Genomic DNA, 14,371 nt, shown 5'->3' with positions numbered 1-14,371 from the left:
GGCGCGGAGTGCCATCATATGTAGGTATGAGCGAAGGCCGTCGAATATGGTCAGTCGAGCTTAGGAACCGGGCCCGAAGACCTTCTGCCGGTGGACGGTCCATGTGTGTGCGGGCATACCTTCGTTTGTCTTGACCGTCGCTGTGGCCGGCGGCATGATTGCCTGGCCGCCGATCCGCGCTGCGCGCCCGGCGACGCGCGGCCGGCGCGCAAGGAAAGGTATCCGATGAACCACGATCGAAGCAGCAAACACACATCGGCGCCGCGCCTTCCCGCATCGCTCGGTGCGCCGCGCGATCACCTCTATCCGCGTTTCAGCGAAACCGACATCGGCAAAATGCTGCGCTTCGGCACGCTCGAACATTGGAACGCGGGCGATGTGATTTTTCGCACGGGACAGCCGGGCCTCGGCATGCGCGTGCTGCTTAGCGGAGAAGCCCGGCTCACGCGGCGCGACGGCCTCGGCCGTTCGCAGGTCATCGCCGAATTGAACGCCGGCCAGTTCCTCGGCGAAGTCGCGCAGTTGAGCGGCAAGCCCGCGCTCGCGGACGGGCTCGCGCTCACCGACGTCGAAGCGTTGATGATTCCGCCCGAACAGATTCGCGCGATGCTGGTCGCCGACGCGCACATCGGCGAGACGATCATGCGCTCGGTGATTCTGCGCCGCTTCGGACTCGTGCATGAAGGCTGCGGGCCGGTGCTTATCGGCCCCGCGGGCGACATGAATCTGGTGGCGCTCGAAGGCTTGCTGCATCGGCTGGATCATCCGTATTCGGTCGCCGATCCCGACACCGATCCCGCCGTGCGCGAACTGTTCGCGGGTCTGGGCGGCGGTGACAACGATTATCCCGTGGTGATGCTCGCGGACGGCACGTTATTGCGCAACCCCGACGCGCGCGAGTTGTCTGCGAAGCTCGGCCTTCTGCTCGACGTCGACGCGGCCCGCACCTATGACGTCGCCGTGGTCGGTGCGGGGCCGGCGGGTCTTGCCGCGGCGGTATATGCCGCGTCGGAGGGTCTGTCGGTAATCGTGTTCGACGGCCATGGTCCGGGCGGCCAGGCCGGCGCGAGCGCACGCATCGAAAACTATCTTGGCTTCCCCACCGGCGTGTCGGGTCACGAACTGGCCGCGAACGCGTTCGTTCAGGCCGTTAAGTTCGGCGCGGAAATCGTGATGCCCGCGAGAGTGGAGACGCTCGATTGCGCACAGACGCCGCTACAACTCACGCTCGAAGACGGACAGCGGATCGCATCGCGCACGGTCGTCATCGCAACAGGAGCGGCATACCGGCAGCCCGTGATTGCCGGACTCGACGCGGTGAACGGACGCGGCGTCTACTACTGGGCGTCGTCCGTCGAAGGGCGTTTGTGCCGGGGCGCCGAGGTCGTGCTGATTGGCGGCGGCAATTCGGCGGGTCAGGCGGCGGTATTCCTCGCTTCGCATGCGAGCCGCGTTCATATGTTGATTCGTGGCGACGATCTTGCGAAAAGCATGTCGCGTTACCTGATCGATCGCATCGCGTCGCTTGGCAATATTGTGCTGCATACGAACACGGTCGTATCGGCGGTCACGAGCGATCAGTGGGGACTCGAATCGGTCGTCTGCGATACGCCTGACGGGCCGCATTGTGTCGCCACGCGCCACCTGTTCCTGTTCACCGGCGCCGATCCAAACACACGCTGGCTGCGCGATTGCAGCGTCGAGATCGACGAACGCGGCTTCGTCAAAACGGGCTATACCGCCGGAGTGCGGCCGGAGACGGCCTGTTTCGCTTTGCAGACGAACGTGCCGGGCGTGTTCGCGATCGGCGATGCGCGGGCGGCTTCGGCCAAACGCGTTGCCGCCGCAGTGGGCGACGGCGCGGCGGTTGTCTCCGAAATTCACCAGTTCCTGAGCTCTGTTTCGCCTACCGCTTGATGCGCGCCCGGCGCGGCTGACCTGCTGGCGATTCGAAGTCATCGCAGCAGGCGCGCGGCGCCTGCCTGTTAGAAAAGTTTGATGATCGCGGGCACGCTCAGCACGGCGGCGTAATAGCCCATGAACTGGACGCCCGCATTGAACGCAAACAGACGCGACAGCAATCCGCCAAACAGCCCGACCGTGAGGATCACGGCAAGCCCCAGCAACTGCCCTTCCCAAAGACCGATCACCACGATCAGCCCGGAGAACGTCGCGATAATCGCCTCGTGACTCAGCTTGCGCGCGACAAAAGAAGCGGCGCGGTGTGCATAGTTCATCGCGAGCGGATAAGCGATCAACGCGGCCAGCACGATGGACAACAGACCGAAGACGAGAAACTGCCAGGTCGTCATCAGCGTGTGAAGGTTGTCGATGTGACCGGTCGCCGTGTTCACGGTGAAACGCGGCGGCGCATTGAAGAGCGGCGCGGCAGGACCCGCGGCCACCGGACTGAGCGGCAGTCCGAACGCGATCAGCGGGATCAGCGCTTCCGCAATGTAAGTGGCTTCGGTCACGCCGTTACGCACGGCAATGACCGTCGTCAAACGATGGTACGCATGACGGATTCGCGCGCCGACTATCTCGCCCATCAGTACCGTCATCGCGACCGGACTGAACACGAAGGTAGCGCTCGATACCGCCGCCGTCGCGACCGTGTATGCCGTCTGTTGCCGATCGAGTACTTTCAGCGGATTCGGAAAGTAACCGCTCCAGCCTTTGAGGTCCGGCGCGAGCGCAAAGTTCGACACGTGGTCGCGACGCATGCGTCGGCGTTCGACCGGTGAGAGTATCGAGAACAGGTCGGCAATCAGCGGGCCAATTGCAATGCCGAGAAAATAGCTGACGCTAAGATTGACGCCGTGACTGCGCGTGAGCGTTTGCAATCCGACTATCAGCAACACGAACGGAATCAGTAGAAACACCGAAGCCCACCGTCCCGCCGAAAAGTACGCGATGCAAACCGCCGCGAACAGAAACACCCACGGCGCGGCGCGCGTGATCAGACTGCCGAAAGGCGCGAGCATGACGGCGAACAGCACGGCGAAGGGCAATGCAACGAATGCCGCCACGATCGCGCCGGAGATCATCTTGCGCAACGCGATATGAGGCACACCAAGCGAGCGCAGCATCGCTGCCTGCTGGAGAAGCGGCGCGGCCATCGTGTCGCCGGGAATGCCCAGCAATGCGGTGGGAATGGCGTGGGTCATGTGCTTGGCGACCGCGCCCGCCATGAAGAAGGTGAACACGCCGGCTGGCGGCACGCCGAGCAATGCGACCAGCAAGGTCAACGGTGCGATCGTGGTCGTTTCGTCGGTGCCGGAAACAAGGCCGATCGCCGCGAAGACGACAGCGCCGAGCAGTCCCATTGCCAAGGCCATCGGAAACTGTTGGATCAGCGAGTCCATCAGCGTTCTCCCTTTGCTTGCGCGGCTTGCTCGGATAACTCGTATGCGGCGAACAGATCGTAGAGTCCCAACTCTTTTAATTCGGCCGCAGCGTTTGGCGGAAGATCGGCGATCGATCCGATGCCGCCTCCTTCTTCAGCGAGTTGCTTCAACACATGTTGGCGGTCCGATTCGCCAACCGTGTGGTCGGTGACCACGCGCTTGGGTTTGAAGAAGAACGCACTGAGCGCGCCCGCCGCGAGGCATCCGCCCAGGCCGATCAGCATTGCGTAGGCACGCACGATGGCCGCGTCGCTGACAGCGGACGACAGCACCGCCTTGCCGGCCTCGAACGCGGCGACGCTAATTGCCACGCCTAAGGCCACCGACCACGCCAGATGGCGGAGATCGACGGTATCGCCCCATACTTCGGCAAGCTTCAAGGTGGACGCGTCGACGTGCGCGTGAATACCCGACCCGTCGCCGGCGGCCGTCGCTGCACTGGCACTGGATGATTTCAATGTCTGTCTCCTGACCAAGATGTTTTATTCTGGGAGTGCGCCTCGCGACGCCTCATGCACGGCGAGAACATCGCCGTGGGCCTTCGAGTTGCGGTTAGGTTCCGTCTAATTTAATCAGCGAAGATGTCACGCACGATGCGCTGCTCAAGCAAGCGCAGCTCACACGCAACAGCGAAAGCTCAGTCATATAGCGGGAAAGTACTCCGCCTGGTTGCGAATCGGCGCGCGTTTGCGCGTTCACTATTGGCGCGATGTTCGCGGCGCGCCGGTACAACGGAATAGCCGGTGCCGGCAGAGCGCCGTCTCGCTTTGCGAGGACCGTCGATTGCGGCCCCGGCAAAATCGTATCCGCGCAGATGTCATGCATCTCGCGGACGCTGTAGAACTTCTATTGCGAAGTCAGTGCGGAAGTCCGCCGAACTTATCATTTGCTTGACTACCCAGTCAACATCGTCACCCGTTGCGCCCGCACCTAAAGCGATATTGCGTGCATGCAAGGTCATATGGCCGCGTTGAATGCCCTCCGTTGCGAGCGCGCGCAAAGCACCCATGTTCTGCGCAAGGCCAACGGCGACTGCAATCTCGCCGAGTTCCTGTGCCGACTTCACGTCCATGATCTTGAGTGCGAGACGCGCGAGCGGATGCGTCTTCGTAGCGCCGCCGACGAGTCCGACCGGCATCGGCATCTCGATCGTGCCGACGAGGTCGCCGTTCTGCGCCTTTTCCCACGTTGTGAGCGACGTATAACGGCCGCCGCGCGACGCATACGCATGAGCGCCCGCTTCCACTGCGCGCCAGTCATTGCCGGTCGCGACGATCACCGGATCGATGCCGTTCATGATGCCCTTGTTATGCGTCGCCGCGCGATAAGGGTCAATCGCGGCGAAGAGATACGCGTCGATCACACCGTCGATCACTTCCTCGCCGGAATAGTCTTTGGTAGCGAGCGTGTCCGCCGAATAGCGTACGGAAGCACGCGCGAGCCGCAAGTCGGCGAGATTGGACAGAATGCGTAGACGCACCTTGCCGCCGGCTATCTGCTCCACGCGTTCCGCGATGGACTCGGCCATCGTATTGACGGTGTTCGCGCCCATCGCATCGCGCACGTCGACGATCAGATGCGCGACTATCATCGGACCGCGCGGCGTGTCCGGAAACACGTGCACTTCGATGTCGCGACAACCGCCACCCAAGCCGATGAGTACTTTGTCGCGGCTATTCGCAAGGCCGATCAATTCGTCTTTGTGTTTCAAGATCGCCAATCTCGCGCCATAGGGATCGCTCACGCCGACCACCTGAACCTGTGCGCGCATCAGCGGTCCGGTGCTCGACGTCTGAAAACCGCCGCTTACTCGCGCAAGTTTCGCCATGAACGAAGCCGCCGCGACGATGGACGGCTCTTCCACTGCCATGGGCACGATGACGTCTTTGCCGTTGATCTGGAAGTAGCCTGCCACCGCCATCGGCAATTCGAAAGTACCGATCACGTTCTCGATCATTCCATTCGCCGTTTCGAGCGGCAACGCGCCGGGCTTTGCCAATTGCGAATATTGTGCGTCATCCAGACCGACCGCTTTGCAGATATGAGCGAGACGCTCCTGCGGGTTGAGTGAACGGAAATTCGGCAGCGTCGAATCAATAGCCATTACTGTCCTCGGGGTTACGGTCGCCGCGTTCATTCGGGCTTGCGACTATGAATTAAAGGATCAATAATAGGCGGACCGTACCCCTTTAAAAGGTACAGTTGGTGCTTACAGTTGAACCGCTGTACCAGTGACACTTTTATATCCCGCCGGAGTCGCGTTAATGAGCTTGCGTAGAAGTGCGAGTCTGTCGAGTTCCATGGCAGACAATCTCGCCAAACAGATTGAAGAAGGCGTGATTCCGGCGGGCGCCAAACTTCCCTCGATCAGGGAATATGCTGATGCGTCCGGTTGTTCGAAGAACACGGTGATCAGCGCATTCGAAATGCTTACCGCGAGCGGACTGATCGAGCCTCGGCGCGGCTCCGGCTTTTATGTCGCGCAAAGAGCAAGAGCCGCGACTGAAGCAGAAGAAAGCGGCGTGCTCGATCGCGCGATGGATACCGTCTGGTTAATGCGGGAGCAATTGCAGGTCAAGCCCGACGTTCTCAATCTGGGCGAAGGCTTTCCGCCTATCGAATGGCTCGAAGCGACTCGACTCGATCAGTACCATCAGCGGGTGGTGCGCACCGGCGTCGCGTCGCTATTTCGCTATGGCAGCCGCTACGGCTATCTGCCGCTGCGCCAGTCGCTGCAACAGAAGCTCTCCGGCTATGAGATCGAGGCCGCGCCTTCACAGATCGTTCTCACGCATGGCGCCAATCAGGCCATGGATCTCGTATTGCGTTATTTCGTGCGGCCCGGCGACACCGTACTCGTGGACGATCCTGGCTACTATCCGCTGTTCGGCAAACTGAAACTGAGCGGCGCGAATATCATCGGCGTGCCGCGCGAAGTAGACGGACCGAATCTCGCCGAACTCGAGCGCTGCATGATCGAGTACCGGCCGAAGCTGTTCTTCACGCAATCGGTCGGACATAATCCAACGGCCACGGACACGAGCGCCGCGAAGGCGTACCGCATTCTGCAACTTGCCGAAACACACGACACGGTCATCGTTGAAGACGACGCTTTCGCCGATCTGCGGCCGCGATCATTGACACGTATCGCTACACTCGATCAACTGCGCCGCACCATTTATGTGGGCAGCTTTTCGAAGTCCGTCTCGGCGGCATTGCGCGTCGGCTTTCTCGCGTGCAATGCGGCGCTCGCGAGCGATCTCGCCGATGTAAAAATGCTCATTCACGTAAGCAGTTCGGAATACAGCGAGCGGACGCTCGCGGCCATTGTCAGCGACGGCCATTTCCTTCGGCATACGAATCAACTTCAGGAAAAATTGAAGCGCGCGACCGCGACGGCAAAAACCGCGCTCAAAAAGCTGGGCGCGGAGATCTTCAAGGAAAGCGAGCAAAGCATGTACTTGTGGGCCTCGTTGCCCGAATGGACCGACTCAATGAAACTCGCGAAGGCAATGCTGGAGCGCGGCGTGATTCTCGCGCCCGGCGCCGTTTTCTCGCCCGCGTCGGAACGCGTCTCGGCATACTCGCGGTTCAACGTCGCTTATCTCAGCGACGAACGATTCGTCAATGCGTTGCGCGCGCTTGCGCCTTAACGCGGCGCACTCGCAACCCGTGGCTATTCAAGCCCCAGCAAATGGCCCAATGCTGTGCCTGTCATGCTTGTCACGCATGATCGCGAGCATGAGCGCCGCGAGGCCACATATCGCGATCAGCGCAATCAAAGCGATCTTGCCCAGATGAACGAGCACCCAGCCGCCGATCGCCGGAAAACCGAACGTGCCGACAAAGTACGCGACGACGAACCAGGTCAATGCGGCCGGCCGGTGCATCGCGGCGGAGTCGTTGACCGCCTGCGCCTGAATGGTCGGATAGACGAGACCGTAACCGGTCCCGAGCAACACGGCGCTCGCGGCATGGAACCCGGTGTAGTACGGCACCGCGGACATCGCTGCGATGCCGAGCACCATGATGCCGAGCAGCAGCTTCGTCGCGACTGCGCGATGTAGCCGGATCACGGCGCGCGTCAGCAGCCAGCGGGCGGCCACGACGGTCACCGCATACAGGCTGAAAAAGGTACCCGCCTGTGCATGCGTGCCTTGCACGAAAGACATCTGGAACGTCATCAAGCCTGAGAAAACGCAGGCGCACAGCGAGATCATCACAATCGGATAAGCCGCACGCGTTCGGCTGATAGCGCCTATTTGACGCAACCAGCGCTCCTGCACCGGCGACGCGGACGAATGCGGCGAGATCCGGCCGAACACTTCGAGCATCAGCGCGGCGAGCGCGCACAAACCACCGACGAGATAGAGCACGCTCGTAAGCGGCCAATGCCACGAACGAATAGCGAACGCGGCCGCGGCAGGACATCCACCGATGCCGGCCATCTGGATCGTGCCGAAACGCATGAACCAGAAGCCGCGGTCCGTATCGCTCGTGCGTTCCGCGAGCGCCATCGGCGCAGCAAGACAGAACGCGCCCCAGCCGAATCCCACGAGAAAGCCTGGAAATACGCTCAAACCGCTCATGCGGTCGATCAACGCAAACCCCGCCACGCCCAAACCGATGCACAACGCCGCAAGAGCGGTCGTGCGAGCGGCGCCGATGCGCTGAGCGAACCAACCCACCAGCGGGACTCCGACGAGCGTGCCAACTGTCGCTTCCGCAAGCGCCAGTCCGGTGTCGAGGTCGTTCCCTCCCATCGAGCGGAAATGCATCGAGAGGAAAAACGTTGCTCCGTACCCGCCCGCTGCTAGCAAGGTGCCGATGAGCACGAAAAAGGCGCTGAATGGGCGCATTGACAGAATCCGCATGACTGGTCGAACCGAAGCTCGTTCTGCTGCGCTCACGAAGACGCGAGCCGCGAGCGTCGAGCTTCAAAAACCAGTGGTGTCACGTTCCCGCGATTGCCAGGTCGGCGCGATGACCGATTGTCGCGGCAAGAATCATCTGATGGCGATTCGGCGGCACACGCACTTCACGTGTGCGCGGACGAAACACCTGATCGCCGCGATGGATCGCGCGGCCCGTCAGCGCGCAGACGGCGGCGACGTGAGCGAGACCGCTGCACCAGATCTGTTCGGTGTAGCGGCCGGAACACGCGTCGCTCCACGAGACGCTGATCGTGCACGCCGACAGGCGCTCGACCACTACGATGTTGGCTGGCCGTCCCACCACGCGGCGATGGTCGTCGGCGGCGGGCGCACATGCATTGACGCCGCGCTTCTTGAGCTTCACGAACGGTTTTTTCGCGCACGCGTCGAGCTGCTCGGCGGACGGATCGAGCACGTTCAGCAGCGCGCGAACCACGATATGGTCTTTGGAAGGTACGGTCATCGATCCATCTCCATTAGCGTGCGTGGACATAGTGCGAAACGGCCCGAGGCTTGCCGGTGACGACACGTGCGGCGCAGTTATCCGTTCAGACGCTGCGCCATGTGTCGCCTGCTGTATCAGCCTCCGCCTTGCTCGCGCAGCGTCAGCTTGCTGCTGACCGAGGTCACGCCCGGCACCTTCTTTGCAGCGTTGACCGCAATACCTTCCTGGTCCTCGCTTTCGATCTGACCGGACAGCGTTACATGCCCCGTCTTTGCATCGCCGAAAACGGCGATCGTCGACTGTTCGAGACCTTTGGTCTTGAAGATCGCCTTATGGACCGTCTTGGAGAAGGCACGATTAGCTGCCCGAACCGACTTCTTGGTCGGCGCCGGTTTGCTGGTCGCTGCGGTGCTGTCCGACGCGGCAGCCGCCGCGTCCGCCGCGAAGGCCGGCGTGTACGCGAATGCAGCAACGGTAATCGCGAGGCCGCTGCTCACGACGAGATGTCGAAGTTTCATGATTTGATCCTTTGAAGTATGAGAGAGAATCGTTTGTTTGAGTTATCGAACTGTCACTGCAAGAACCATCACTGCAACTACGATGTGCCTGGGCACGTATTGCGTCGAGTGCTTTCTCGACCTTGCTAACCTCGCGCCATGTGTCCATTAGAAGCGCGAAATGTATCCCGGATGTGTCGGCCCGGTATCGGAAAGTATCCGGTGACGCACCGTTGAAACGCGTCTCCGAAGAACGCGAGAGGTGCGTGTGCGAACCGGGGTTCGCGGTGTACCTGTTCCGGGTGTCGATTGAGTATGCAAGCCCTGCCTGCAGAAACGAAGGGGCGATTTTTATGCCAGGTTATTCAGGCGGTCGCGAGTGGCAAGGTGAGCCGCGCTTCGAGGCCGCCTGCGCAGCGGTTTTCCAGTTGCAGTTCGCCGCGCATCGCGAGCGTCAAACGCCGTGCGATCGCGAGCCCCAGTCCTGAACCCGGCGCACGCGCGGATGTCTCCGGAGACCTGTACCAAGGCGCAAACACTGCGTCCATTTGCGCAGGCAGAATGCCGGGCCCGGAGTCCACTACGGCCAGCACAAGCTGGCGAGCTTCGACGCGGACACACAGGCGCGCGTCGCCACCGTACCGGAGCGCGTTGTCGATGAGGTTCATCAGCACACGGCGCAGCGCATGCGGACAGGTGACGAGCGGACGCCCCACGCTCCCCTCCAATGCCACGGTGCGCCCGGCGTCGCGGTAATCGCCGACCAGTGTGCCCAGCAGATTGTCCGCGTCGACCCGCTGTGTCCGCTCGCCGACGCTGCATTGCATCTTCGCGCAAGACACGCTGGCTTCGACCAGTTGGGCCATCTCCGCGAGATCGCGCTGCAATGCGTCGCGTACCGCTGAGTCTTCGACCAACTCGCAGCGCATGCCCATGCGTGTCAACGGCGTGCGCTGATCGTGCGCATAGGCGGCGAGCACCTGCAGCAGCTCGGCCTGACGACCGGCGCGATAGCGGGCGGCCGCGTTGATCGCGCGAGCCAGTCTGGCGATCGCCGGCGGTCCGTCCTCGGACAACATGGCCTCTGTACCTTCACCGGTGTCTGCTTCTATCGCGGCAGAGAGCTGCCGCAGTGTGCTCAACAGTTCGGCCGCCTTAAGAGTCGCCGCGACGCCAAGGCTTATTCCGACGACGGCCGCTGCGAAGAGCGGCAAGCTGGCGCCTTTCAGCGAGGACCATGCAACCGCTTCCCCCAGGTGCGCACAATAGACAGTGAGGCCCGCCAACAGAAGCACCGCGCCCACGCGCCCTGCCCGGCCTGCCCGTCCTCTCAACCGCCGCGGATGTCGAACCGAATGCGTACGATCCCGCGTCGGCCGTTCGAGCAGCGCGTTACCTGACTGAGTCGGATACGCAATCATCGTCGTTCTCCAGTTGCTCTCATTCTGTTTGGAAGCGGATGCGCGAATGATAGGTGTTTTGTACCCTTTTAAAAGGTACAGATTCTGACTACAGACAGCCAACTGTACCCACTACAGTTTGAAGGTTTGCGATGCAGCAGAGATGAACCTGGATGCTGGGAAAATGCCTGTCCGCAAAGCTCGGGCTATGCTTGCAGACAGGCGTGAGGTAGATATGCAGTGCCGGACGCAGCGTTTTTGCGCGCTGTTTTTTGCACTGCGTTCTAGAAAGGTTGCGCAACGGCGCGCGACTGTTCGAAGAGCGGCGACTCCCCAACACGGCAATTGCGGAGGCGCCGCGAGTACATGCGGTGTGACCTGTTCTGCCTCACTACGCCGAGACGATGGACTTCGGCTCCAGAAATGCCTCCAGACCAAAGACGCCAAACTCCCGCCCCATTCCGGACTGCTTCAGCCCGCCGAACGGCGCGAGAAGTTCGGGCTTGATGCGGTTGATGAGCACCGTGCCTGCTTCCAGTTGCGACGCGACGCGCTCCGCCCTCCCGGTCTGCGACGAGAACACGTACGCCTGAAGACCGTAGACAGAGTCGTTCGCGATCCGGATGGCGTCGTTCTCGTTTTCGTACTCCAGAATCGACAACACTGGACCGAAGATTTCTTCACGCGCGATGTCCATGTCGTTGCGTACGCCCGCGAACACCGTCGGGTTCACGAAATAGCCCTTGTCGAGTCCTGCCGGCCGGCCCTCGCCTCCCGTCACCAGCAGAGCGCCTTGCTCGATCCCTCGGCGGATGAAACGCTGCACGCGATCGTACTGAGCCCGGTTGACGAGCGGCCCCACGACCGTGGATGGGTCGCGCGGATCGCCCACGCGCATGGTTGCGACCGCGGCTTTCACCTGTTCGATCACCTCGTCGAGGCGGGATCGCGGTACCAGAAGCCGCGTACCGGCCACGCACGCCTGTCCGTTGTTCATGAAGGCGGCGTTCAATGCGAGCGGAGTTGCACTGCTGAGGTCCGCGTCGTCCAGTATGACGGAGGCAGATTTGCCGGTCAGCGACAGACTGACTCGCTTCATCGTTTCGAGCCCGGCACGGGCGATGAGCTTGCCGGTCGGCGTCGAGCCGGTGAACGAAATTTTCGCTACGCCGGGATTGGTGCTGATTTCGTCGCCGACGTCCGCGCCCCGCCCGAGCAGAATATTGAAGACGCCCGGAGGCAAGCCGGCGTCGTGCAGCGCTTCGGCGACCACCATAGTCTGGATGGGACTCAACTCGCTCGGCTTGATGACCGAGGCGCAGCCGGCCGCGATCGCCGATGCCAGCTTGCTGCAAATCGTGCCGGCCGTGCTGTTCCAGGGCGCAATAAGGCCAGCCACGCCGACCGGCGCCATGAACACGGTGGCGTCTCCTACACGGCGTGTCAGCGGGTAATCGTCGAGCGCTTTCGCTGTATTGGCGAAGCACTGCGACGCATATTCACTGACCCATTGAGCGCGCGCGACAGGACCGCCGTATTCGTCGATCGTGGCGTCACGAATGCGCTCGGTACTTGCAAGAACGGCCGTCTGCAGTCTCATCAGCATATCGATGCGCTCGGCTTTGATGGTGCGCGCGAGCGTCTGCTGAGCGCGTTGAGCGGCCGCGATTGCGCGCCTGGCGTCGTCACGGTTAGCCAGCGTTGCTGTGCCGATGACCTGCTCCGTCGATGGGTTGGTCGTCTCAATCACTTCGTCGCCGTGCACGGGGACGAACTTTCCGTCTATGTATGCCTTGTCGATGTTCCACATATTGATTCCCCAAAAGCGCCGGCGGTCGCCGGGATACAGATAGTCTGGGGGCGGGGCATTGATTTGATAATATGGGGAGTCAGGGATGACTTATCGCGGAAACCAGAACAATGAACAGAAGCGGTTTGACCGAACTCGAGGTTGTGCTGGCGGTGGCGAGACGGCGAGGTTTCCGATCGGCCGCAGTTGATCTCGACATGTCGACATCGGCCGTGAGTAACGCGGTGGCGGGCCTAGAGGCAAGACTGGGGGTGCGCCTGTTTCACCGTACGACGCGCAGCGTCTCCCTGACAGAGGCCGGTCAGCGATTCGTGGATCAGATCCGACCTGCGGTAGCGCACATCCAGGATGCAATGGCAGCGGTGAGCGAGCGCGAAGACAAGCTGACGGGAACCATTCGGATCAACAGTTCTCTTGGCGCGGCGCTCATGACGTTCCAGCCCGTTATGATCGGATTTCTGCACCGCTACCCCGGCATCACCATCGATCTCGTGACCGAAGGACGGATGGTGGACATCATCGCGGAAGGGTTCGACGCCGGACTGCGCTCGAGTTCGCGCGTTCCAGGCGACATGATCCGCGTGCCAATAACGGCCGATACACCTGTGGCCATAGTGGGGTCGGCTGACTATTTCGTCAGGCATCCTAAGCCTATGACGCCGGCTGATCTACTGCAGCATTCGTGCATTCGCGCCCGGCTGCCAAGCGGGGCGCCGTCGCCTTGGGAATTCGACCGGGGAACCGAGAGGTTCAACATGGACGTGCCGGGTACATTGGTACTCGATGCGCCTATTTTGATGCGCGAGGCCGTACGACAAGGCGTGGGGCTTGCGCAGCTCGCCGAGTGGTACGTGGCGGACGACCTGGCCGAGGGCCGTCTTGTGCGCGTGCTGGATGACTGGGTCAGACCCGTGCCGGGTTTATGCCTTTACTATTCCGGTCGCCGGCATTTGCCGCCGGCGCTGCGTGCGCTTATTGACTTCATTCATGAGGTAGGCGATTTCCGATAGGTTGCGAACGACCTGGTTTTGCGGGGATGGGTGGGGCTTTTGGCCCTTGGTGGCGTGTGATTGCTTCTCTTTGGTCGCTGAGCGAGGCATTGCCCTGCCGGATCAGCCAAGGGCAGCAATGTGCTGTAGTGGAGGCGCCGCGATATAACCATTGGGGAACGATCGTTCCGGGGTCCGGGTCCGCGGAAGGACCGTTGAGTGGGAGTTGCGCTGAGGGTGATCCCCGTTTTTGTGGGCCGATCGCCGTTTCCAAGTCTTCTCGCGAGCGTTTTGCCACGACGGGCGGCAATGATAGCTTGAATCGATTAGGTTGCCCGCCAAACGGTCTTTTTGGCGGCCGCTGCGAATCGCTTCATATGCAGCGTCTCTTCTGGCAAGACTTCGCAGCGTGCCGCAGATGAACCAAATGGCGCGCGCCGCGCATGAATACGTCGTACCCGGTGTCGATGTCGGTGCGAACCGGCGCGCTGACATGGCAACTGGATCCGCTGATGGACGACCAGGAACTGGACTCGCGACAGTCTACCGGCGCGGTGTACTGGGAGGGCGCGGTGCGCGTGAGCCGCGATGGCGCCGATCTCGGGCGGGCTTATCTGGAGCTGACCGGTTATGCGAACGCACTGCGGATCGGCAGGCAGTGAGGCTGTAAGGTGGTCTGGCTGTTTTACCGCCGCGTTTTACCACCGCGTAAACGCAGAAACCCCACCTTTTGTGGGGTGGGGTTTCTGATGCTGCTGGGGAGCCTGACGATTACCTACTTTCACACGGGCAATCCGCACTATCATCGGCGTGGAGTCGTTTCACGGTCCTGTTCGGGATGGGAAGGGGTGGGACCGACTCGCTATGGTCATCAGGCTTTGACGGGTTG

At 61.7% G+C, this 14,371-nt stretch carries 11 protein-coding genes, 1 rRNA gene and 1 pseudogene; 4 read left to right on the top strand and 9 right to left on the bottom strand.

The features are described from left to right. The first annotated feature begins 225 nt into the window (after positions 1-225). The gene (locus tag ACTJLB_RS03620; protein WP_440782513.1) at positions 226-1,917 is read left to right on the top strand and encodes an FAD-dependent oxidoreductase; all 1,692 of its coding nucleotides are present in this window, start codon (positions 226-228) and stop codon (positions 1,915-1,917) included. Between the two features lie 68 nt (positions 1,918-1,985). On the opposite strand, the gene ACTJLB_RS03615 is transcribed toward ACTJLB_RS03620, so the two are convergent. The 3 genes from ACTJLB_RS03615 to ACTJLB_RS03605 form a co-directional block, all read right to left on the bottom strand. Then, entirely contained in the window at positions 1,986-3,365 is a 1,380-nt protein-coding gene (locus tag ACTJLB_RS03615; RefSeq protein WP_440782511.1) for a tripartite tricarboxylate transporter permease, read from the bottom strand. Then, the gene (locus tag ACTJLB_RS03610; protein ID WP_408194180.1) at positions 3,365-3,865 is read right to left on the bottom strand and encodes a hypothetical protein; all 501 of its coding nucleotides are present in this window, start codon (positions 3,863-3,865) and stop codon (positions 3,365-3,367) included. The genes ACTJLB_RS03615 and ACTJLB_RS03610 overlap by 1 nt, the downstream gene beginning before the upstream one ends. 359 nt (positions 3,866-4,224) lie before the next feature. Next, positions 4,225-5,511: a hydroxymethylglutaryl-CoA reductase, degradative gene (locus ACTJLB_RS03605; protein WP_088174978.1), complete on the bottom strand. Its 1,287-nt coding sequence runs from the start codon at positions 5,509-5,511 to the stop codon at positions 4,225-4,227. Between the two features lie 160 nt (positions 5,512-5,671). Here ACTJLB_RS03605 and ACTJLB_RS03600 point away from each other — a divergent pair, with 160 nt between their 5' ends. Then, a complete protein-coding gene (locus ACTJLB_RS03600; protein WP_392395408.1) occupies positions 5,672-7,060 on the top strand; it encodes an aminotransferase-like domain-containing protein in 1,389 nt (462 codons plus the stop codon). Positions 7,061-7,087: 27 nt separating this feature from the next. Here the strand turns inward: ACTJLB_RS03600 and ACTJLB_RS03595 are convergent, their stop codons facing one another. The 5 genes from ACTJLB_RS03595 to ACTJLB_RS03575 all read right to left on the bottom strand — a co-directional run bounded on the left by ACTJLB_RS03595 (position 7,088) and on the right by ACTJLB_RS03575 (position 12,493). After that, positions 7,088-8,281 (bottom strand): MFS transporter, encoded by a 1,194-nt coding sequence (locus tag ACTJLB_RS03595; protein WP_440782510.1) that lies wholly within the window; start codon positions 8,279-8,281, stop codon positions 7,088-7,090. A gap of 79 nt (positions 8,282-8,360) precedes the next feature. Next, entirely contained in the window at positions 8,361-8,804 is a 444-nt protein-coding gene (locus ACTJLB_RS03590) for a DUF3331 domain-containing protein (RefSeq protein ID WP_087751601.1), read from the bottom strand. A gap of 116 nt (positions 8,805-8,920) precedes the next feature. After that, on the bottom strand, positions 8,921-9,304 hold the full coding sequence (locus ACTJLB_RS03585) for a BON domain-containing protein (RefSeq protein ID WP_440782509.1): 384 nt from the start codon (positions 9,302-9,304) through the stop codon (positions 8,921-8,923). Positions 9,305-9,648: 344 nt separating this feature from the next. Continuing rightward, positions 9,649-10,704 carry a sensor histidine kinase gene (locus tag ACTJLB_RS03580; protein ID WP_440782508.1) on the bottom strand — a complete coding sequence of 352 codons (1,056 nt, stop codon included), beginning with the start codon at positions 10,702-10,704 and terminating at the stop codon, positions 9,649-9,651. A gap of 370 nt (positions 10,705-11,074) precedes the next feature. Then, the gene (locus ACTJLB_RS03575) at positions 11,075-12,493 is read right to left on the bottom strand and encodes an aldehyde dehydrogenase family protein (RefSeq protein ID WP_440782507.1); all 1,419 of its coding nucleotides are present in this window, start codon (positions 12,491-12,493) and stop codon (positions 11,075-11,077) included. 110 nt (positions 12,494-12,603) lie between these two features. Here ACTJLB_RS03575 and ACTJLB_RS03570 point away from each other — a divergent pair, with 110 nt between their 5' ends. Further along, positions 12,604-13,503 carry a LysR family transcriptional regulator gene (locus ACTJLB_RS03570; RefSeq protein ID WP_440782506.1) on the top strand — a complete coding sequence of 300 codons (900 nt, stop codon included), beginning with the start codon at positions 12,604-12,606 and terminating at the stop codon, positions 13,501-13,503. A 407-nt stretch (positions 13,504-13,910) separates the two neighbouring features. Continuing rightward, a pseudogene (locus ACTJLB_RS03565) lies at positions 13,911-14,144 on the top strand (lipocalin family protein); the annotation flags it as partial. Between the two features lie 100 nt (positions 14,145-14,244). Here ACTJLB_RS03565 and rrf read toward each other — a convergent pair. After that, positions 14,245-14,358 (bottom strand): 5S ribosomal RNA (rrf, locus tag ACTJLB_RS03560). Positions 14,359-14,371: the final 13 nt, after the last annotated feature.

Origin of the sequence: Paraburkholderia sp. 22098 (genome assembly GCF_052045935.1) — a bacterium.
Lineage (GTDB): Bacteria > Pseudomonadota > Gammaproteobacteria > Burkholderiales > Burkholderiaceae > Paraburkholderia > Paraburkholderia caledonica.
This window is presented reverse-complemented; position numbering and strand designations above follow the sequence as displayed.

Excerpts from the sequence above, each read along its gene's own strand:
- ACTJLB_RS03585 (WP_440782509.1), bottom strand. The coding sequence starts at position 9,304 with ATGAAACTTCGACATCTCGTCGTGAGCAGCGGCCTCGCGATTACCGTT.
- ACTJLB_RS03595 (WP_440782510.1), bottom strand. The coding sequence starts at position 8,281 with ATGCGGATTCTGTCAATGCGCCCATTCAGCGCCTTTTTCGTGCTCATC.
- ACTJLB_RS03580 (WP_440782508.1), bottom strand. The coding sequence starts at position 10,704 with ATGATTGCGTATCCGACTCAGTCAGGTAACGCGCTGCTCGAACGGCCG.
- ACTJLB_RS03605 (WP_088174978.1), bottom strand. The coding sequence starts at position 5,511 with ATGGCTATTGATTCGACGCTGCCGAATTTCCGTTCACTCAACCCGCAG.
- ACTJLB_RS03575 (WP_440782507.1), bottom strand. The coding sequence starts at position 12,493 with ATGTGGAACATCGACAAGGCATACATAGACGGAAAGTTCGTCCCCGTG.
- ACTJLB_RS03600 (WP_392395408.1), top strand. The coding sequence starts at position 5,672 with ATGAGCTTGCGTAGAAGTGCGAGTCTGTCGAGTTCCATGGCAGACAAT.
- ACTJLB_RS03590 (WP_087751601.1), bottom strand. The coding sequence starts at position 8,804 with ATGACCGTACCTTCCAAAGACCATATCGTGGTTCGCGCGCTGCTGAAC.
- ACTJLB_RS03615 (WP_440782511.1), bottom strand. The coding sequence starts at position 3,365 with ATGGACTCGCTGATCCAACAGTTTCCGATGGCCTTGGCAATGGGACTG.
- ACTJLB_RS03570 (WP_440782506.1), top strand. The coding sequence starts at position 12,604 with ATGAACAGAAGCGGTTTGACCGAACTCGAGGTTGTGCTGGCGGTGGCG.
- ACTJLB_RS03620 (WP_440782513.1), top strand. The coding sequence starts at position 226 with ATGAACCACGATCGAAGCAGCAAACACACATCGGCGCCGCGCCTTCCC.